This window comes from Pseudomonas sp. JS3066, from assembly GCF_036328175.1.
In the GTDB taxonomy this organism is placed as follows: Bacteria; Pseudomonadota; Gammaproteobacteria; order Pseudomonadales; family Pseudomonadaceae; genus Metapseudomonas.
This window is the reverse complement of the sequence record NZ_CP143312.1, coordinates 376529-394690: the sequence shown is the minus strand read 5'-3', so window position 1 is coordinate 394690 and position 18162 is coordinate 376529. Positions and strand designations below refer to the sequence as shown.

General features: G+C 64.3%; 13 protein-coding genes and 1 pseudogene. 7 read left to right on the top strand and 7 right to left on the bottom strand.

Annotated elements, in window-relative coordinates; all coding sequences use genetic code 11:
- Window position 1 precedes the first annotated feature (1 nt).
- Both SA496_RS01980 and SA496_RS01975 read right to left on the bottom strand, forming a co-directional pair.
- A complete protein-coding gene (locus tag SA496_RS01980) occupies window positions 2-541 on the bottom strand; it encodes a (2Fe-2S)-binding protein (protein WP_120653039.1) in 540 nt (179 codons plus the stop codon).
- Complete coding sequence (locus SA496_RS01975) at window positions 534-3362, bottom strand: xanthine dehydrogenase family protein molybdopterin-binding subunit (protein WP_330114971.1); 2829 nt, start codon at window positions 3360-3362, stop codon at window positions 534-536. The genes SA496_RS01980 and SA496_RS01975 overlap by 8 nt, the downstream gene beginning before the upstream one ends.
- 291 nt (window positions 3363-3653) lie before the next feature.
- Between SA496_RS01975 and SA496_RS01970 the strand changes: the two genes are divergently transcribed.
- The 3 genes and pseudogenes from SA496_RS01970 to SA496_RS01960 all read left to right on the top strand — a co-directional run bounded on the left by SA496_RS01970 (window position 3654) and on the right by SA496_RS01960 (window position 6868).
- Window positions 3654-4862, top strand: coding sequence for an MFS transporter (locus tag SA496_RS01970; RefSeq protein ID WP_120653041.1), 1209 nt, complete (start codon window positions 3654-3656; stop codon window positions 4860-4862).
- Window positions 4863-5120: 258 nt separating this feature from the next.
- Window positions 5121-5894 (top strand): annotated as a pseudogene (locus tag SA496_RS01965) (type VI secretion system Vgr family protein); the annotation flags it as partial.
- Window positions 5895-5926: 32 nt separating this feature from the next.
- Window positions 5927-6868 (top strand): hypothetical protein, encoded by a 942-nt coding sequence (locus SA496_RS01960; protein WP_330114970.1) that lies wholly within the window; start codon window positions 5927-5929, stop codon window positions 6866-6868.
- A gap of 345 nt (window positions 6869-7213) precedes the next feature.
- Here SA496_RS01960 and SA496_RS01955 read toward each other — a convergent pair whose 3' ends face one another.
- The gene (locus SA496_RS01955; RefSeq protein ID WP_330114969.1) at window positions 7214-7780 is read right to left on the bottom strand and encodes a DJ-1 family glyoxalase III; all 567 of its coding nucleotides are present in this window, start codon (window positions 7778-7780) and stop codon (window positions 7214-7216) included.
- A gap of 195 nt (window positions 7781-7975) precedes the next feature.
- On the opposite strand from SA496_RS01955, the gene SA496_RS01950 reads away from it, so the two are divergent.
- A complete protein-coding gene (locus SA496_RS01950) occupies window positions 7976-9268 on the top strand; it encodes an NCS2 family permease (RefSeq protein ID WP_120653046.1) in 1293 nt (430 codons plus the stop codon).
- Window positions 9268-10362 carry a tRNA (uridine(54)-C5)-methyltransferase TrmA gene (trmA, locus tag SA496_RS01945; RefSeq protein WP_330114968.1) on the top strand — a complete coding sequence of 365 codons (1095 nt, stop codon included), beginning with the start codon at window positions 9268-9270 and terminating at the stop codon, window positions 10360-10362. The genes SA496_RS01950 and trmA overlap by 1 nt, the downstream gene beginning before the upstream one ends.
- 142 nt (window positions 10363-10504) lie before the next feature.
- Here the strand turns inward: trmA and SA496_RS01940 are convergent, their stop codons facing one another.
- The 3 genes from SA496_RS01940 to SA496_RS01930 all read right to left on the bottom strand — a co-directional run bounded on the left by SA496_RS01940 (window position 10505) and on the right by SA496_RS01930 (window position 15992).
- Window positions 10505-12223 carry an aryl-sulfate sulfotransferase gene (locus SA496_RS01940; protein ID WP_330114967.1) on the bottom strand — a complete coding sequence of 573 codons (1719 nt, stop codon included), beginning with the start codon at window positions 12221-12223 and terminating at the stop codon, window positions 10505-10507.
- A 72-nt stretch (window positions 12224-12295) separates the two neighbouring features.
- A complete protein-coding gene (locus SA496_RS01935) occupies window positions 12296-13630 on the bottom strand; it encodes an aryl-sulfate sulfotransferase (RefSeq protein ID WP_330114966.1) in 1335 nt (444 codons plus the stop codon).
- Window positions 13631-13646: 16 nt separating this feature from the next.
- Entirely contained in the window at window positions 13647-15992 is a 2346-nt protein-coding gene (locus SA496_RS01930; protein WP_330114965.1) for a TonB-dependent receptor, read from the bottom strand.
- A gap of 195 nt (window positions 15993-16187) precedes the next feature.
- Between SA496_RS01930 and SA496_RS01925 the strand changes: the two genes are divergently transcribed.
- Window positions 16188-17120 carry a LysR family transcriptional regulator gene (locus SA496_RS01925; RefSeq protein ID WP_120653051.1) on the top strand — a complete coding sequence of 311 codons (933 nt, stop codon included), beginning with the start codon at window positions 16188-16190 and terminating at the stop codon, window positions 17118-17120.
- A 65-nt stretch (window positions 17121-17185) separates the two neighbouring features.
- Here the strand turns inward: SA496_RS01925 and SA496_RS01920 are convergent, their stop codons facing one another.
- Window positions 17186-17572, bottom strand: a complete 387-nt coding sequence (locus SA496_RS01920) for a DUF4345 domain-containing protein (protein ID WP_120653052.1) — start codon at window positions 17570-17572, stop codon at window positions 17186-17188.
- Window positions 17573-17711: 139 nt separating this feature from the next.
- Here SA496_RS01920 and SA496_RS01915 point away from each other — a divergent pair, with 139 nt between their 5' ends.
- Window positions 17712-18146, top strand: a complete 435-nt coding sequence (locus SA496_RS01915; RefSeq protein WP_120653053.1) for a DUF411 domain-containing protein — start codon at window positions 17712-17714, stop codon at window positions 18144-18146.
- The last annotated feature ends 16 nt before the right edge of the window (window positions 18147-18162 follow it).

The window sequence follows — 18162 nt, the reverse complement described above, 5'->3', positions numbered from 1 at the left end:
CTTAACCCTCCTTGACCAGGCCGAGGCCTTCCACCACTTCGCGCGCGGCGTTGTAGTAGCGGACATAGCCGGTGCAACGGCAGATGTGGTTGCCCAGGGCGTGTTCGATCTCCCCTTCCAGTTCGCTGCGTTTGACCGGCTGGCGCTGGAGCTTTTCCACCAGCACGGTGGCAGCGTTGACGTAGCCGGGGGTGCAGTAGCTGCACTGGAAGGCGAACTGGTCGATGAACTTCTGCTGGATCGGGTTCAGCTCGGTGACTTCACCCTTGGCATCGCGCTTGGCGTGGCCTTCGATGGTGCGCACCTTCTTGCCATCGAAGAAATGCGCGCCAGTAATGCAGGTGCGGATCTCCTCGCTGGTGCCATCGGGCTTGTCGAGGATCGCCACGCAGGCGTGGCAGATACCCTGGCCGCAGCCCAGGCGCGAACCGGTCAGGTTCAGGTGTTCGTGGAGGAACTCGATCATCATCAGGTCGTCATCCACGGTGAACGGACCGATGGCCTGGCCGTTGAGGGTCATGCTGAGGGCGCGCTTAGCCATGGAGGGCCTCCTTGATGCGGGCGGGAGTCAGGGGAAGGTCGCGCAGGCGCTTGCCGGTGGCGTGTGCCACGGCGTTCACGATGGCTCCGACGACGGGGATCATCACCACTTCGGCGATGCCCTTGGCCGGATCGCTGGGCGACAGCGGCGGAAGGATTTCGGCGGTCTGCTTCCAGACCGCACAGTCCTTGGCGCGAGGCAGCTGGTAACGGTTGAAGTTCCAGGTGCCCTCACCGGGGCCGCCCTCGTACAACGGCATTTCTTCCAGCAATGCGTGACCAATGCCCATGGAGATACCGCCTTCGAGCTGGCCGCGCACCAGCTCCGGCACTATGACCCGGCCGCACTCGAGCCAGGAGTGATGATTGATCACTCGCGCTTCGCCACTGCCCTTGTTCACCTTCAATTCGACCAGGGTCGCCACCGGGCTGTAGTAGGTGACCATGGCGTTGTTCAACTGGGTTGGCGGATAGGTGATGGCGGTACGGTCCAGCAGGTGGTAGCCGTGGCTGGTCATCTTCGCCTTCTTCTCCTTGGCGGCACCGTCACCGTACTTAACGGCCACGGCGTCCAGCGGGAAGGTGTCGCGCTTGCCGTCGATCTCGAACTCGCCCTCGGCCCAGGCCCAGCGGTTGAAGCCGTGGACGCTGACACCCGTGACCAGGCCAAGTTCATGGGCCTTGTGCGCCAGCAACTCGAACGGAATGGGCGGCAGGCCATTGGCGGTCAGCTTGCCTTCGACCCAGTTGGCGTCTTCGCGGCGCACCACGTAAGGGTTGGCCAGGCCGCCGAACTCGCCACGGCCCCAAATGCTCAGCGCCGCCGGCCACAGGCCGTGGTTGAAGAGGATGCGTGCCGCTTCGCGGGTGCCGTGTCCTGAGTAGTAGGCCGAGTTGGTGGCCGAGGACGGCGAGGCCAGCTTGCCGACCCAGCGCGGGTTCTTCAGCGCGGCGTCCTGTTCGGACTGGCTTATCAGGTAGGGGTTGCCGCTGGTGGTCAGGTCCAGTTCGGCCCACTCGGTGTCGCCGGTGCGGATTTCATGCGCCGGACGGCCCAGGTAGTCAGCCACCAGCAGCGCCTGGGAGGTGGCCATGCCGGTGCCCATGTCGATGGCGATCTGGCGCAGCGTCACGCGGCCATCGGCAGTGAACTCGATGCTGGCCATCGGCGCCTCGGAGCCGGTGCCGAAGTCCTTCTGGCAGATGGCGAAGCCGACGCCGTAGTAGTTGTCCGGGTCTTTCGCCTCTTCCTCGCGCTTGCGTGCATCGCGGTACTTCCAGACCTCGTGCTGCGCGACCTTGTCGAGGATTTCCTCCAGGCGCAAGGCACCGGCGGGAATGGCGCCCTGGGTGTTCTTCATGCCGGACTTGAAGACGTTCTTGCGGCGCAACTCAATGGGGTCGACGCCCAGGCGCGCGGCGACCTCGTCCACCATCATCTCGGTGGCGGCCATGGTCTGCAGGGTGCCGTAGCCGCGCATGGAGCCCGCTTCGACGCCACGTGAGTGATAGGCGGTGGCGGCCAGGTCGCTCTGCGGCAGGTAGTAGATGGACTGAGCGGCGGTGGCGCCCACGGCGGCTACCGAGGGGCTGTAGTTGATGCGGCCGCCGCCGTCGACGTCCATGTGGGCGCGGAAGATCTGGAACGACAGGTCGTCCTTCTTCACCGCCAACTGGTAGTGCATGTCGAAGGGGTGACGCTTGATGCCGCTCTGGAACTGCTCGTAGCGGTCATTGGCCAGGCGCACCGGCACGCCGTCGCCATAGATGGCGGCCAGGGCGGCGTAGAACACGAAGATGTTGTTGTCCTTGGAGCCGTAGCCCACGGTGTAGCCGGGGTGCATATTCAGTTTTTGCACCTTGAAGCGCGACGGCGCCAACATGTGCGCGGTCTGCTCGGCCACTTCGAAGGGGCACTGGGTGGCGACGACGAAATGCAGGGTGCCGGTAGCCGGGTCGTACCAACCGTTGCCGTTGTCCGCTTCCAGGGCGGCCGGCTCGATGGACTGGGTCTTGAAGCGCTCGTCGAAGACCATCCAGCCTTCCGGCGGATTGGCCAGCTTCGACTGCATCTGCTCGGCGTGGTAGATGCCCTGGGCGGTCAGGTCGCCCGCCGGGTTGCCGGCGCCCCAGGTGGGTTTGCGCTCACGGATCAGCGGGAACAGCATGCTGTCCTTCAGGCTGGAGAAGGTATCCGGCTCGAAAGGCGTGGCACCGCCAACGCGCACGAAGCGGAAACTGCCGTAGGGGTCGCGCTGGTACAGCGGAGCCTGGGCGCCGTAGCGCACCACCTTCTCGTTGAACTTGAGGATGTTCTTCGCGCGGCGGTAGCGGTCGAAATCCTTCCAGATCAGCAGCGCGACCGGGTGGCCGATGAACATGGGCACTTGGCCTTCCGGCAGGAAGGGGTCCGGGCTGTGGCCTTCGGGGAAGGCGATGCCGTCGCGCGCCAGATCGGCGGCGGTCACCACGCGATCCGGTTTCAGCTCTTCGCCCAGCATCGACAGGTCGAAACCTTGATAGAGGTGATCGGCACGGGTGGCCTTGAGCAGCAGCGCGTGGCCTTGCTGCTGCGGCCAGCCCGGCATGTCCTTGGCGCGGATATCACGGGCGAACACCTTGCCGCCGCAGACCTTGCTGACACCGTCAATTCGCCCACGGGCCTGGCCACCCGCGGTGTACCAGGGCTCGGGCGTGCGGGTGACCTGTTCTTCGAACAGAGCGGCGAAGGCCTTGCTGCCCAAGGGTGCAAGGGTGATGCCGATGCCGGCGACGACGCTGCCTTGCAGGAAGGCGCGACGGGATAACTCAGGAGTGGACATGCCCGTTCCTCATCGACCGGCGTTGGCCGGCGCTTTTCTTTGTGCAAACACGGTTGTCGGCCCTTTCGGGGAGAAGGGTCGTAGATATGAGAGTAGTCGGAGGGATTAACCTGACTTGAAAGTCAAATTCTAACGAAATCACTGACAGAGACAAAGGGTAAATCTGTCTCTTTGGTCAGAAATTTCCGAAGAGCAGGCGCTGATCGAACGCTCTGTTCGGCAAATGCAACCGCATGTTTCCGCCGCCGTGCTAGGCTGCGCCATCGATAGCAGCCTAAGCTTTTTCCGGATATGTCTCAGGCCCTCCTCCTACGCCACCATCGTCCTTTCCTGGCTTTCTGGTTCGCCCGCGTCTGCACGGCAAGCGGTTTCCAGATGATCACAGTCGCCATCGGCTGGCATATCTACGAACTCACCGGCAACGTGCTCGACCTGGGCCTGGTGGGTCTGGTGGAGTTCCTGCCGCGCGTGCTGTTCATGCTGCACACCGGGCATGTGGCCGACCGCTTCGACCGTCGCCGCGTCGCCGCGATCTGCCAGGTTCTCCAGGCCCTGGTGGCAGGCGTGCTGGTATTCGCCAGCGCCACCGACAGCGCCAGCCGCGAACTGATCTTCCTGATGGCCTTCGTCCTCGGCGCCGCCCGGGCGTTCGAGATGCCGGCTACCCAGGCGTTGCTGCCGAACGTAGTGCCCAAGGAACTCTTCCCCCGCGCGGTGGCGGCCTCGGCTTCGGCCATGCAGGCGGCCACCATCGTCGCGCCGGCCCTTGGTGGCCTGCTCTACGCCTTCGGCAGCCTGTGGGTCTACGGTCCCACGGCGGTCCTCTATATAGCCGCCTGCGTCCTGATGCTGGGCCTCTCCAGCAGGCAGCAGCCGGCCAACAAGGCTCCGGCCAACCTGGAAAACCTGCTGGCGGGCATCCGTTTCATCCGCAGCCGCCCGGACATCCTCGGCGCCATTTCCCTGGACCTCTTCGCCGTGCTGCTGGGTGGTGCCACCGCCCTGCTCCCGGTGTTCGCCAAGGACATCCTGCTCACCGGCCCCTGGGGCCTGGGCCTGCTGCGTTCGGCACCGGCGGTCGGTGCATTGCTGATGTCCTTCTGGCTGGCGCGATTCCCCATCGAACGCAACGTGGGCCGGATCATGTTCACCTCGGTCGGGATCTTCGGCGTAGCGACCATCGCCTTCGGGCTATCCACCTCCTTCTGGTTCTCCCTGGCGGTGCTGGCGGTGCTCGGCGCGGCGGACATGATCAGCATGGTGATTCGCGGCGCCTTCGTGCAGCTGCATACCCCGGACGAGATGCGCGGCCGCGTCAGTGCGGTGAACGGGCTGTTCATCGGCGCTTCCAACCAGTTGGGTGAGTTCGAGTCCGGCGTTACCGCCGCCTGGTTCGGCACCGTTCCGGCGGTGGTCATGGGCGGCGTTGGCACACTGATCGTGACCGGGCTGTGGATGAAGCTGTTCCCCGGCCTGGCCAAGCGGGACAAGCTGCACTGACACCCCGAGTTCCGTAAACGGGCTGGGCGGTGCTCCGTCCCAGCTCACCAACGCATGCATGGATTAACGTCTGGAGAAGGTGAGTTTTCCGCCTTCCGGCTCCAGCAATCGCTTTAGTTGACACCGCAACGCACTCCCACGCTTCCGACACGACGACGCTTGTTTTCCAGCAATCATTCCGAACCGGTCTGATAGCGGGGGGGCCGGTGTGAGCGGCAACCTTCGGCGTTTGTTTCTGACGACGGAAGGTTCAACCGCATGCTCGCTGCAATCCGCCCCTTCTTCGATCACAGCCGCCACCAGCTCAAGGCCCGCAACCTCGACGCCACGCTCGACGTGCTCGCCTTCCAGGGCGAGGAAGCGCTCAGCGAGCCGTTCCGCTACCGCATCGAGTTCACCTCCAGCCAGCGCGATCTGCCGGTTGACCAGCTCCTGGGGCAGGACGCCGCGTTCAGCCTCTACCCGTCGCCCATGCCGCTCCCCATCATCGGCCTCAGCCCGCCGGTGAACCGGCCGCTGCGCACCTTGCATGGCGTCCTCACCGGCTTTCGGCGCCTGTCCGGCTCCAACGACGAAGCCCGCTACGAAGTGACGCTGCAGCCGCGCCTGGCGTTGCTCGGCCTGGGCCGGCAATACCGCATCTACCAGCACCAGAGCGTGCCGGAAATCGTCGAGGGCATCCTGCGCGGCCGGCATCTGCTTGAAGGGCAGGACTTCTTCTTCGACCTCAAGCGCGACTACCCCAAGCGCGAGCAAGTGCTGCAATACGCCGAGAGCGACCTGGCCTTCGTCGAGCGCCTGCTCGCCGACGTCGGCATCTGGTACCGCTTCACCACCGACGAGCGCCTGCACATCGACGTGGTGGAATTCCACGACGACCCGCGCAACTACCAGTTCGACGTCCGCCTGCCGTACCGGCCGCCCTCCGGTACCAGCAGCGGCGAGGGCGCCGTGTGGCAGCTGCAGGCCAGCCATGGCCTGGTCGAGCAGCAGGTCAACATCCGTGCCTACGACCCGCGCGATGCCGGCGCCTAGGCGTGCAGGTGCGCCTCCTGGGGTGGGAAATGGCGTTCAACGCAACTGGGGCCCTCGGTGAAGCCAACCTGCCCGGCAAAGGCGGTATCGCCGACCGGGCCGGACAGACCTCCAGCGATGAACAGTACGCCTATGACCGCCAGTGGTTTGCCGAGTACGCGGTTGCCGCCAGTAAAGCCGGTAGCCTGGCGAACGCCGGTATCCCGCTGTTCGTCAGTCGTGGTTTCAGCCTCTCCGAACGCGCGGAAATCGCTCACCAGTTGAAACTGAAACGCCTTGACCCGGATCTTGCCAAACGCGCCATCGGCGCTATGGCGGGCTCGGTCACGCACCACCAGAAGTCCGTGCTTGTCGACTTCGAATTGCCGGAGCGGGCCATCGGTTTCGTCATGGGCCACAACATGCTCGACGAGTACTGGGACACCGACCACCACTCGGCCCTCTGGCGGCCGGATCCCAAACGGCCCGACGCGAAGACCCACGCCCCCAATCGCGGCCCTCGCGGCGCCTTGCCGCGCCAGGACATTTCCTGCCAGATCACCGGCCGGATCCTCAGGGACCTGCACCACAACTTCGCCACCGCCTGGGCCAAGGAAACCGGTGAGGACCTGCTGCATGCGCGCAATGCCAATGAACTGGCCAAGCAGTTACAACCGCGCCCGGAGCACGGCAACACGCTGATGGCCCAGCTCCTGCGCACCCAGGCGCAAGAAACGGAGGCCGTGCGCGACATCCAGGCCGGCTACCTGAAGGCCATCAACAACGCCACCCAGTTCATCTACATCGAGAACCAGTACTTCCGCTGGCCGCCACTGGCCGAGGCGATCAAACAGGCGGCCCAGGACCAGACCCGCGCCGGGCGGGACCCGGGCAAACACGGCGCCCTGCACCTGTTCGTGATCACCAATGTCACGAAGGAGGGCAGCCGCCTCTGCCCCCCATGTAGGCTGCGCCATATGAGCAGCCGGTGACTCCGAGCTACGAGCGCCCAACCTGGGCCTGAATCCTTGTAGGGGCGATTTCAATCGCCAAGCAGGCCGAAGGTCTGCTCTTCGAGGTCACGGGCAGAAGACCATCGTTGGGCTTCGCTGCGCTCTGCACCAACCTACGGGGCAGCTGCGCTGCCCTTGGCGAATGAATTCGCCCCTACAGATCCGCCACTCGGAGGCCTACATGGCGACGATGGTGGATGGAAGAGCGCCACCCACCCTACAAGGCGATCGGCCCTCGTAGGACGGGTTGAGCGAAGCGATACCCATCGGTCCGCCATCGCGAATGAATTCGCTCCCACAGGAAAAGTGCCAACTAGCCCGCCGTCAGGACACCAGCATCGCCTTGGCAATTTCATTGCGCTTGGCCTTGCCGCATAGCTGCTCCACCAACGTCAGGGCGAAGGCCAGGGCGCTACCGGGGCCTTGTGCGGTGATGCAATTGCCGTCCACCACCACCGGCTGGTCGACGAAGGTGCAGCCGGAAAGGCGGTCGCTGAAGCTCGGGTAACAGGTCATGCGCCGCTGGCGCAGGACGCCGAAGGTCTGCAGGGCCATCGCAGGAGAAGCACAGATGGCGGCGAAGAAGCGGCCGGCCTTCGCCTGCTCGCGGACCTTCTCGCCCAATGGTTCGTGTTCGCCAAGACGCTGCGCGCCCGGCATACCACCGGGCAGCACGATCAGGTCGTAATCCTGAGCCAGTACGTCGAGGAGCATGGTATCGGCGGTCAGACGCGTGCCACGGGCCAGCGTGATCATGCGGCGGGTTTCGATGCTGGCCACCACCGTCTTGATTTCGGCGCGCCGCAGCACGTCGATGAGAGTCACGGTCTCCAGGTCTTCTACGCCTTCGGCGACGGCGATCAGGGCCTGGAGTTGGGGTTGGGTATGCATGGCAATCTCCTGTTCCTGGAAACCGAAGCTGTCCGTCCGGTCATAAATTCACCGCTCACGGGTGAGCTGGTATGATGCGCGCCTTTTTTCAGACTGGCAGAGAAAAGTCCATGGCGCCCGCGTGTGCCGTGCATTTGTGCTTTGCTTTTCGCCAGCTGAATGACAACGACGCAGTGCGTCACGGGGAGCCCACACATGCTGGAAAAGCTGTTCCAACTCAAGGCGCACGACACCAACGTGCGCACCGAGATCCTGGCCGGTCTGACGACCTTCCTGACGATGGCCTACATCCTCTTCGTCAACCCGGCCATCCTCGGCGAGACCGGCATGGACAAGGGCGCGGTGTTCGTCGCCACTTGCCTGGCAGCAGCCATCGGCTCGACGGTCATGGGACTGATCGCCAACTATCCGATTGCCCTGGCTCCCGGCATGGGGCTGAACGCTTTCTTCACCTACACCGTGGTCCTGCACATGGGCCACACCTGGCAGGTAGCCCTGGGCGCGGTGTTCATTTCGGCGTGCATGTTCTTCCTGCTGTCGATCTTCCGAATCCGTGAATGGATCATCAACAGCATTCCGCTGGAACTGCGCTCGGCCATCGCTGCGGGGATCGGCCTGTTCCTGGCGCTGATCGCCCTGCAAAAGGCCGGCATCGTCGCGGCCCATCCGGTGACCATGCTGACCCTGGGTGACCTGACCAAGCCCGAGCCGATCCTCGCCGTGCTCGGCTTCTTCCTGATCGTTGCCCTGGAAGCCCGCAAGGTGACCGGCGCCGTGCTGATCGGCATCCTCGTGGTGACCATCGCCGGTATCGCCCTTGGCGTGTCCCAGTTCGGTGGCATCTTCTCCATGCCGCCGTCGCTGGCGCCTACCTTCCTCCAGCTGGACATCAAGGGCGCGCTGGAAATCGGTCTGGTGAGCGTGATCTTCGCCTTCCTCTTCGTCGATCTGTTCGACAACTCCGGTACCCTCATCGCCGTGGCCAAGAAAGCCGGCCTGATGCGGGCCGATGGCTACATGCCGAAGATGGGCCGCGCGCTGATCGCCGACTCCACCGCAGCCATGGGCGGTTCCCTGCTGGGTACCTCCACCACCACCAGCTACATCGAATCCGCTGCAGGCGTCAGTGCCGGCGGTCGTACCGGTCTCACCGCCCTGACGGTGGCGGTACTCTTCCTGCTGGCACTGTTCCTCTCGCCGTTGGCGGGCAGCGTGCCGGCCTTCGCCACCGCCCCGGCTCTGTTCTTCGTTGCCGTGCTGATGGCCTCGGGCCTGGCTGAAATCGACTGGGACGACCTGACCACCGCCGCGCCGGTACTGATCACCACCCTGGCGATGCCGTTCACCTATTCCATTGCCGACGGCATCGCCTTCGGCTTCATTGCCTGGGCCGCGATCAAGACCCTGGCCGGCCGCTACAAGGAACTCAGCCCAGCGCTGGTGATCCTCGCCGTGCTCTTCGTTATCAAGATGGGTTTCTTCCACTGATGAGTCGTCCCCAGTTCGATCCGGCGGCCTACGCCGCCCAACTCACCGAGAAGACACAGCGCCTGAAGGCGCTGCTGGCGCCCTTCGACGCGCCGGAGCCGGAAGTCTTCGAATCCCCCCGCGAACACTACCGCCTGCGCGCCGAGTTCCGCCTTTGGCGCGAAACCGGCAACGAAACCCGCCATTACGCGATGTTCGAGGCCGGCGACAAGTTCACCCCGATACTGATCGAGGACTTCCCTATCGCCAGCCGCCGCATCAATGAGCTGATGCCGCGCCTCAAGGCGGGCTGGCAGGCGAGCCAGGTGCTGTCGTTCAAGCTGTTCCAGGTTGAGTTCCTCACCACCCTGGCCGGCGATGCGCTGATTACCCTCTGCTACCACCGTCCGCTGGACGAGGCCTGGCAAGCCGAGGCCGAGAAGTTCGCGGCCGATTTGGGCGTAAGCCTGGTGGGCCGCTCCAAGGGCAAGCGCATCGTCATCGGCCGCGACTATGTCGAGGAAGAACTGACCGTCGCCGGCCGGGCATTCCGCTATCGCCAACCGGAGGGTGCCTTCACCCAGCCGAACGGCGAGGTGAACCAGAAGATGCTCGGCTGGGCTTTCGATGTGCTGGGCGAGCGCCAGGACGACCTGCTGGAGCTGTACTGCGGCAACGGCAACTTCACGCTCCCGCTGGCCACTCGCGTGCGCAAGGTTCTGGCCACCGAGATCAGCAAGACCTCGGTGAACGCAGCCCTGGCCAATCTGGCCGATAACGCTGTGGATAACGTCACCCTGGTACGCCTGTCCGCCGAGGAATTGACCGAAGCATTGAACGAGGTCCGTCCATTCCGCCGTCTGGCCGGCATCGACCTCAAGGGCTATGAGTTCGGCAACGTCTTCGTCGATCCGCCCCGTGCCGGCATGGACCCGGACACTTGCGAACTGACCCGCCGCTTCGACCGCATCCTCTACATTTCCTGCAATCCGGAAACCCTGGCCGCGAACATCCAGCAGCTCAGCGACACCCACAAGGTGGTGCGTTGCGCGCTGTTCGACCAGTTCCCCTACACCCACCACATGGAATCGGGCGTGTTGCTGGAGCGGCGCTGAGTTTCCTGCCCACCCTCACCCCCTTACCCCCGCCCCTCTCCCAGAGGGAGAGGGGCGGGGGTAAGGGCAGCAGAGCGCAACTTGGTGTTCCCGGAATCGTTGGGCTTCGCGGCGCTCTACACCAACCAACAAGAGTGCTTACCTACGAGAAGGCACGCGCCAGATCGATCACCAGCGCCCGGTAGCCCACACTGCCCGGCTGGCGGCTGCTGACCTTGAGTTCCACCTGAACATCCTGGGTGCCGTACTTCACTTCGTTGAGCACGGTGGTGGTGAGTTTCTCCGGGGTCAGGAAGCCGACCGAGGCCGAGTAGATAAACTGGGTGTCCTTGTCAGCGCGGTATTCGACTACCGAGGTCACCGGGCTGTACCACTCGTCCCCGCGTTCCTTGCCGTACTCCCAGAGCTGCTCGACAGTGCCCTTCGCCTCGTCGATGCGGTACTCCACCGCGCGACTGTAGTTGCCGGCAAGCTTCGTTGGCGAAAAGTTGCGCCCCCAGCCGTTGTCGAACACGCTCAGCGTGCCTTTGCCGGTGAGCCAGGCCGTGTGCTGGGTCCAGGACCAGTCGAAGCCTTCGGCGTAGAGCCCGCCCTCCTCTGCGAGCGCTTCACCCTTGGCGTTCACCGGGGTCAGCACCTTGGCCTTGAGGCGCTCCGGCCAGCCCTGGGGCGAGGCGAGAATCCATTTCACCTCCTTGTTGCGACCGATCTTCACCACGCCCTGATGGCGGGCGGAAATGATGATGCTGTCATCGCTGGCGTCGTAGTCGATGGCGTTGACGTGAGCCCAGTTGCGGCCAGTGCCGACACCGGGGGTATCGCCAAAAGGCAGGTCGCCTTCTAGCAGTTCGTTCGCGGCAGTACTCTCCTGCTTCTGAACGCCTTCGGGGAGCTGGATCGCGGCCTTGCCCAGGGTTTCCAGCAGCTCGCCACGATAGGGATCGAGGATCTGGTTAAGGTCCCAGAAGTCCAGCACGTCGCCGGCTTCGTTGACTTCGATGATGTGGTCGCGGATGGAGCGCACGCGCTTGTTGTCCGGACGGCGGTAGTCGCTGGTGCCGACGCGCAGCAGGTAGGTGCCGTTGGGGGTCTCACGGATTTCGTGGGAGAAGTCGGCGAACTTGTCCGGTAGAGCGCGTTGCCACACGCGACGCCCAAGCAGGTCGTACTTGGAATAGGTCTGGCCCTGCCCCCAGATCAGTTTGCCGTCGCGGGTCTGCTGGAAGCCCATGGTGCCGCCCAGACCTTCCCTGCGACCGGAATCGTGGATCTGCTCGATGTCCAGGTACCAGCGCACGTCGCCGTTACTGTCGGCGATCCAGTTGTTGCCCACCTGGTCCCACTCGGCGGCACCGCCCAGGGCATTCCACTTGAAGGCACGTCCGCCGGGAATCTCCCCCAGCAGGTGGTTGAACAGGTACAGGCGGTGTTCGAAGCCGGGCGCCACCTTGATCGGTTCCACCAGCGGCAGTGCGGCGGTCTGGTTGGCCACCACCGGTAGGCGCACGGCCGGCGCGTATACCTGATAGCGCTCGCGGATGCGTTCGCCATCCAGCTTGTAGGTCACTTCCACCTGGTTGACGTGGTCCGGGTAGAGGCCAAAGACCGGGATTCCGCCATAGGTCCACAGCGAGCGCTCGGAGACCTCATAGGCGATGTCTACGCCACGCTCGCCATGACCCAGCACGCGCACATGGGCCGCGCTGATGGCCTGGCCACCGTCGCGGATGATGGCGGTCAGCGGCGCCAGCTTGTAGGGGTTGACCACCACGTCGCCGAGAAGCGCGGTGCCACGCTCGGGGACCTTGGCGGTGATGCAGGCGCCTTCGGGGATGGCAGGGGTTTCGGTTTTGGCGTTCATCTTGTGTGTCCTTCAATGAGATCCTGCGGGGCGATTCGCGAATGAATTCGCTCCCACAGGAAGCAATGGCAATCAGGGGTTGGTAGATACGCGGAACTGGTCGATGGCGGGCGGCGTGACGGCCTGCTCGGAACGTGGCGTGCCCTCGGGTACCCAGTCGTAGGGCACCGGTAGCGCGCGGTAGATCCAGTTACTGCGCGCGTTGCCCACAGGGGCCTTGCCGAAGTACGGGCTGACGTACTCCCAGACGATCTCGCCTGCGGGGGTGACCTGGAACACCCGGCCGAACTTGCCTTCGTCGATCAGGGTGTTGCCGTTGGGCAGGCGCCGGGCGCTGCTGATGAAGGCGCTGAAGAAGGCCCAGCCCGGCTGGCCGCTGTCCGCGGCGCTGTACTGCCAGACGATCCGGCCCTTCACCGGGTCGATCTCCAGAACCCGCGAACCGCCTAGCAGGCTCAACGGTACGCGCGGGTAGCCGGCCTCGCCCTGGTTGTCGAACACCAGCAGGTTGCCGGCACCGGGCAGGCCTTCGGGAATGATGTGGGCGTCGTGCTGGCCGGAGAACTGGTCCACCGGGCGCGGCACCGTGGCCGGTGCGTAGGCATTGAGCTTCGGCAGGTTCGGGCCGAGGTGCCAGGCGACCTTGCCGGTGGCCTTGTCGATGATGGCGATGAAGTTGCCTTCGCGCGAATCGATCAGCAGGTTGTCCGGGTGGAAGCGCTTGTCGCCGGCGTCGAACCACTTGTTCGGCCCGACCACGCTGAGGTTGTTGATGTGCAGCACGTCAGGATTCTTGCTGGCGCGTACCAGCTTGAGCTGCTCAGCGGAGAAGCCGAACTCATCCAGGTGCCGCGAGGCCATCCAGCTCCAGGCCACCTTGCCGGCCGGCGTGACCTCGTAGATCACGTCGTCGATCACCTGCGGCACGGTAAAGCCCTTCACCGCATGCAGCTGGTTGGCCAGCACCAGGGTGTTGCCGTTGGCCAACCGGCGCTGGTCATGGTGTTGATGGGCCGCCCCACCCGGCGCCTTGTCACCCCACTGCCAGACCACCTCGCCACTCCAGTCCAGCTCACCCACCGTCTTGTTGCGCAGGCCATTGCCGGCGGAAGCCAACTTGCTCGGTTCCTTCACCTCTTCGAGCTGCACGAAGAGGTGGCCGCGCTTGCCGCCATTGTTCTTCGGGTCGATCAGCGCGGCGGGAAAGCCGGCGTTGTTCCAGTGCCGCACCTCGTTGCCATTCATGTCGATCAGGCGAGTCTGCTTATCCGGCGAGCTGAAGATCACATAGCCGTTCCAGGCCTTGGCCGGGTCATAAAGGGTCACGCCGGTGGGGTAGACGCTGGGGGCGCCGACAGCTTGGCCGGCGACCAGGGTGGCCGCGAGGCCGAGGGTCTTGAGTTTCATTGCAGTTTCCTTGTGCTCAGAAGTCGTAGCGGGCGGTGGCGCCCACGGTCCTAGGCGTACCCAATACGCCGGCGTAGCCACCGTTGGCGGAGTTCCACAGGCTGGTGAAGTAGGTCTTGTCACCGGCGTTCTTCACCCAGAGGGACAGGTCGAGGACGCCATCGCCCTGGTCCAGGCGCACGCCGCCGGAGAGGTTGACCACGGCGTAGCTGGGGATCTGGCCGAAGTCGGAGTCGTCGATGGTGCCCACGGCCTTGGAGCGGAAGGCGTAGCTCGCGGTGACATAAGGCTCGACGCGATCGGCCAGTTGCCACTTGTATTCGCCGTTCAGGTTGGCGATGTACTTGGAGGCTCCCACCACCTGGTGCCCGGTCAGGTCGCAAGTGGCGACAGGGTTGGCCAGACTCACTTCCGGCGGGCACGGCGCGTCCTTGTAGTCGGTGTAGCGAACGTCGTTCCAGGAGCCGTTGAAGTTCAGGGTCAGGCCACGGACCGGCAGCGCGGTGGCCTCGAACTCCAGGCCACGGGAGCGTACGGAGCCGGCGTTGGCGAGGAATTGCACGCGGTTGACCTGGTCGTAGACATTGGCCTGGTAGCCATGTACCTCAGCCCAGAACAGGTTGGCGTTGAGCAGCAGGCGGTGGTCAAGCAGGGTGCTCTTGATGCCGAGTTCGGCGTTATTGACCCGCTCGGTGCCCACCAGCAGCGAGTCGGTGCCCAGGCGCGGTGCGGCTCCCACCGCCAGGTTGATGCCGCCGGACTTCTCACCGTGGGACAGCGAGGCGTAGCCCAGCACGTCGGGATTGAACTGATAGCTCAGGGACAGCAGGCCCGACGGACTGAAGCTGTACTGGTTGAGGTCACCGGAATCGAAGGCGCCGACGCGGCCCTGGCGCGCGGCTGCGGCGGCACCGGTAACGGCGGCGCCACCGTCTGGCGCGTCGCGATCGACCCAGGCGCTCTTTTCTTCGTAGGTACCGCGGATACCGGCGGTGAAGTCCAGTCGCTCGGTCAGGTGCCAGGTGCCTTGGGCGAAGAGCGCGTAGCTGTCGGTGTCGATGTGGCCATCGCCCTCGCTGGTGACATTGGCCAGGGCGCCGGCGGGCGTGGAGTTCCAGATGTCCGCCTGGGGGCCGTAGAAGTTGAAGGAGTGGTTATCCAGATCCTGCTTGAAGTAGTAGGCGCCCAGTACATAGTCGAAGGCACCGCCGGTGGGCGAGGCCAGGCGGAATTCCTGGGAGTACTGCTTGTCACGCACCGAGACGCCGGCGTTGATCGACGCGGAGACGTTGAGACCGTCGTCATTGCGCGGGGTGAAATCCCACCAGCGGTAGGCAGTGATCGAAGTCAGGGTGAAGTCGTTCGGCAGGGTCCAGTTGACCTCCACCGAAGTGCCACCCTGGAACACCGTCACCTGCTGGTCGGAGTCGAAGTTGACCTTGCGGTCCTTGCCGGACACCAGTGTGGCGCCGGCCTGCGCGGCAAGGCGTTCGTAACGGTTGACCCCGTTGACGGTCGGGCCGGTGCTGTAGAGGGTAAGGATGCCGTTGTTGGAATCCTCCTCGTTGTACTCGCCAATCCAGCGCAAGTTGAAGGTTTCGCTCGGTTCGAACAGCAGCTGGCTGCGGAAGCCCTGGCGCTTGCCGCCGTTGAGGTCTTCACCGTTGAAGACGTTCTTCACATAGCCATCGTCTTCGGTGTGATAGGCGGTCAGACGGCCGGCCAGGGTTTCGGTCAAACCACCGGAAACACTGCCCAGGGTCTGCCAGTAACCGTCCTCGCCCACCGAGGCCTGGAGGCTGCGCTCGGTGGTGAAAGTGGGCTTGCGGGTGCTGATGTTGATTACCCCGGCGGTGGTGTTCTTGCCGAACAGGGTGCCTTGGGGGCCGCGCAGGACCTCGAGCTGCTCCACATCGAGCAAGTCGAATACCGCCATGCCGGGGCGGCCGAGATAGACGTTGTCCAGATAGACACCGACGCTGCCCTCCAGACCATCGCTGGCCGGGTTGTTGCCCAGGCCTCGGATAGAAATGCTCGACTGGCGGGCATGCACGTAGGAGACGTTGGTGCTGGGCACCAGTTGCTGCAGGTCCTGCACACGGTAGACACGCTGGTGCTCCAGGGTCTCGCCACCGAGCACGCTGATGGGCGTGGGCACGCTCTGGGCGGTTTCCTCGCGGCGGCGGGCATTGACGGTGACGGTGCCGAGCTGGGTGTCCTGCTCGGCTTTCGCCCGGGTGCTGGTGGTTTCTTCGGCCTGGGCAGTCAGGGCCAGGCCGCCGCCGGCGAGCAATACCGCCAGGGCGAGGGGTTTCAGGGGGTGCGTCGACGTTCGCGTCGGACTCTGGATAAGTCGGGACATGCAGTGCTCCTAAGGTCGATGGCCTTGGCGAGCACTTCCGTTGTCGGAACCGAATCGCGATCGGGCGGCAAATCACATATATCTTTTAAGAATATAAATAGTTTTATTTATTAGTTTTAGAAATAAGTAATTGCCTTTATAAGGATCGGGACCCCAAGCAGCAATTGCATTTCACCGAATCTTTCCATGTAGAAAATGCATATCGACCTTCGCCAACTCCGCCACTTCATCGCGCTAGCCGAGCACCGCAGCTTCATCGCTGCCGCGGCTGCGGTGAACCTGTCGCAATCTGCCTTCAGCCGCAGCATCCAGACGCTGGAACACAACGTCGGTTGCCGCCTGGTGGACCGCGCCAGCAAGGACCTGGACCCGACCCGGCAGGGTCTGCTGGTACTGGAACACGCTCGCCGCCTGGTGCATGGCGCGCACAATCTGGTCAACGAGATCAGCCAGTTCAATGGCCTTGCCGCAGGGCTGGTGCGCTTCGGCTGCGGCCCGGCACCGGCCGCCCAATTGATCCCTCGCGCCGTAGGGCGTTTCGTCAACGACTACCCCGGCGTTCGGGTGAAGTTCCAGGTGGATAGCTGGCAGGAGCTGAACCGCCGGCTGATCAGCGAAGAAATCGAATTTTTCGTTGCCGATACCCGCCATTTCGAGGCAGATCCTGATTACCGGGTACACAAGCTCAAACCCCAGCGCTGGCACTTCTGCTGCCGCGCCGGCCACCCCCTGACCGAGCACGAGGAGGTTCGCGTCGCGGATGTATTTCAGTACCCGCTGGCCACGACCTTCCGCCCGCCGAACATCCGCAAGGTGCTGGTGGACTACAGCGGCCGCCAGGATTTCACGCCCAATGTGGAATGCGAGCATGGCTACGCCCTGCTCAACGTAGTGCTGAACTCCAATGCCATCGGCATCGCCGGCCAGGGCAACCTGGCCCCGTACCTGGACGCCGCGGCACTGGTGCGACTGGACGTGGTCGACCTGCCCGAGGACCTGGAGGAATGCCACACGCGCTATGGCATCGTCAGCCGTGTGGGCTACGACCTGTCCGCCCATGCGCGGGCACTGGTAGAGCGGGTGATCGAATGCGACGAAATCCCAGGCGCAACACAGGGGCTTGTGTAGGAGCGAGCTTGCTCGCGAAAGATCGGGTTAAGGAGGTTCGCGAGCAAGCTCGCAACGCCAGGTCCCTAAGCGCCATCCAGCTTGCGCAGGGCGGCGAAGGCGAGCCCCGCGGACACCACCTCGAATAGCAGCGCGTACAGGTTGAAGGTCTGCCCGAGGCTACCGTCGAGCCAGAGTCCGCTGACCCGCCCCAACGCCAGGGCGACGTAGACCAGCACCAGCAGGTCCAGCGCGGCCCGCGCCAGTTGCAGGCGCAACTGCGCCAGCAGGAGGAACGCGGCAATGCCCAGCGGCAGGCAACCGTACCAGGCACGCACGTCGGTGACCGCCGACGGGTCCATCAGCAGCATGCCACTGAGGCTGGCCATTTCCTCCGGACGAATGAAGTAGGCCAGGCCGAAGACGGCAAGGATCAGGGCCTGCAGGCCCAACAGGATGCGGGTGAAGAGCATCGACGGGTCTCGCAACGCGGTCAGGAAAAAGCATAGGCGCTTGGGAATAGTCTGATACAGAGCTGTGCTTGGGAGCGGGAAGTCGCGGCGCTATCCTGCCTTTCTTTGTCTCCGGCCTGCCTGGCCGCAAGGAGTCCACATGCGTTCCCTTCTCCTGCTCACCACCCTGTTCGCTGGTATCGCCCAGGCCGCCGAGCCCATCGCCATGGACGTCTACCGCGACCCGAACTGCGGTTGCTGCAAGGCCTGGATCAGCCACCTGCGGGATAACGGCATCCAGGTCCGCGACCACGAAGAAACCAACATGGCTTCCGTGAAGATGCGCCTGGGCGTGCCCTACCAACTCGGTTCGTGTCACACCGGGGTGGTGGACGGCAAGTTCGTCGAAGGCCATGTGCCGGCCAGCGATGTGCTCAAGCTGCGCGAGCGGCCCGACCTGCTGGGCGCCGCCGTGCCCGGCATGCCCGTCGGTTCGCCCGGTATGGAAATGGGCGACCGGCAGGACGCCTACCAGGTGGTGGGTGTCTCCCAGGGCGGTAAGCTCAGCGTACTCAGCGAGTATCCTGCACACTGAAGCGCAGCATCTCGTC

Excerpts from the sequence above, each read along its gene's own strand:
- SA496_RS01980 (WP_120653039.1), bottom strand. The coding sequence starts at position 541 with ATGGCTAAGCGCGCCCTCAGCATGACCCTCAACGGCCAGGCCATCGGT.
- SA496_RS01975 (WP_330114971.1), bottom strand. The coding sequence starts at position 3,362 with ATGTCCACTCCTGAGTTATCCCGTCGCGCCTTCCTGCAAGGCAGCGTC.
- SA496_RS01970 (WP_120653041.1), top strand. The coding sequence starts at position 3,654 with ATGTCTCAGGCCCTCCTCCTACGCCACCATCGTCCTTTCCTGGCTTTC.
- SA496_RS01960 (WP_330114970.1), top strand. The coding sequence starts at position 5,927 with ATGGCGTTCAACGCAACTGGGGCCCTCGGTGAAGCCAACCTGCCCGGC.
- SA496_RS01955 (WP_330114969.1), bottom strand. The coding sequence starts at position 7,780 with ATGCATACCCAACCCCAACTCCAGGCCCTGATCGCCGTCGCCGAAGGC.
- SA496_RS01950 (WP_120653046.1), top strand. The coding sequence starts at position 7,976 with ATGCTGGAAAAGCTGTTCCAACTCAAGGCGCACGACACCAACGTGCGC.
- trmA (WP_330114968.1), top strand. The coding sequence starts at position 9,268 with ATGAGTCGTCCCCAGTTCGATCCGGCGGCCTACGCCGCCCAACTCACC.
- SA496_RS01940 (WP_330114967.1), bottom strand. The coding sequence starts at position 12,223 with ATGAACGCCAAAACCGAAACCCCTGCCATCCCCGAAGGCGCCTGCATC.
- SA496_RS01935 (WP_330114966.1), bottom strand. The coding sequence starts at position 13,630 with ATGAAACTCAAGACCCTCGGCCTCGCGGCCACCCTGGTCGCCGGCCAA.
- SA496_RS01930 (WP_330114965.1), bottom strand. The coding sequence starts at position 15,992 with ATGTCCCGACTTATCCAGAGTCCGACGCGAACGTCGACGCACCCCCTG.
- SA496_RS01925 (WP_120653051.1), top strand. The coding sequence starts at position 16,188 with ATGCATATCGACCTTCGCCAACTCCGCCACTTCATCGCGCTAGCCGAG.
- SA496_RS01920 (WP_120653052.1), bottom strand. The coding sequence starts at position 17,572 with ATGCTCTTCACCCGCATCCTGTTGGGCCTGCAGGCCCTGATCCTTGCC.
- SA496_RS01915 (WP_120653053.1), top strand. The coding sequence starts at position 17,712 with ATGCGTTCCCTTCTCCTGCTCACCACCCTGTTCGCTGGTATCGCCCAG.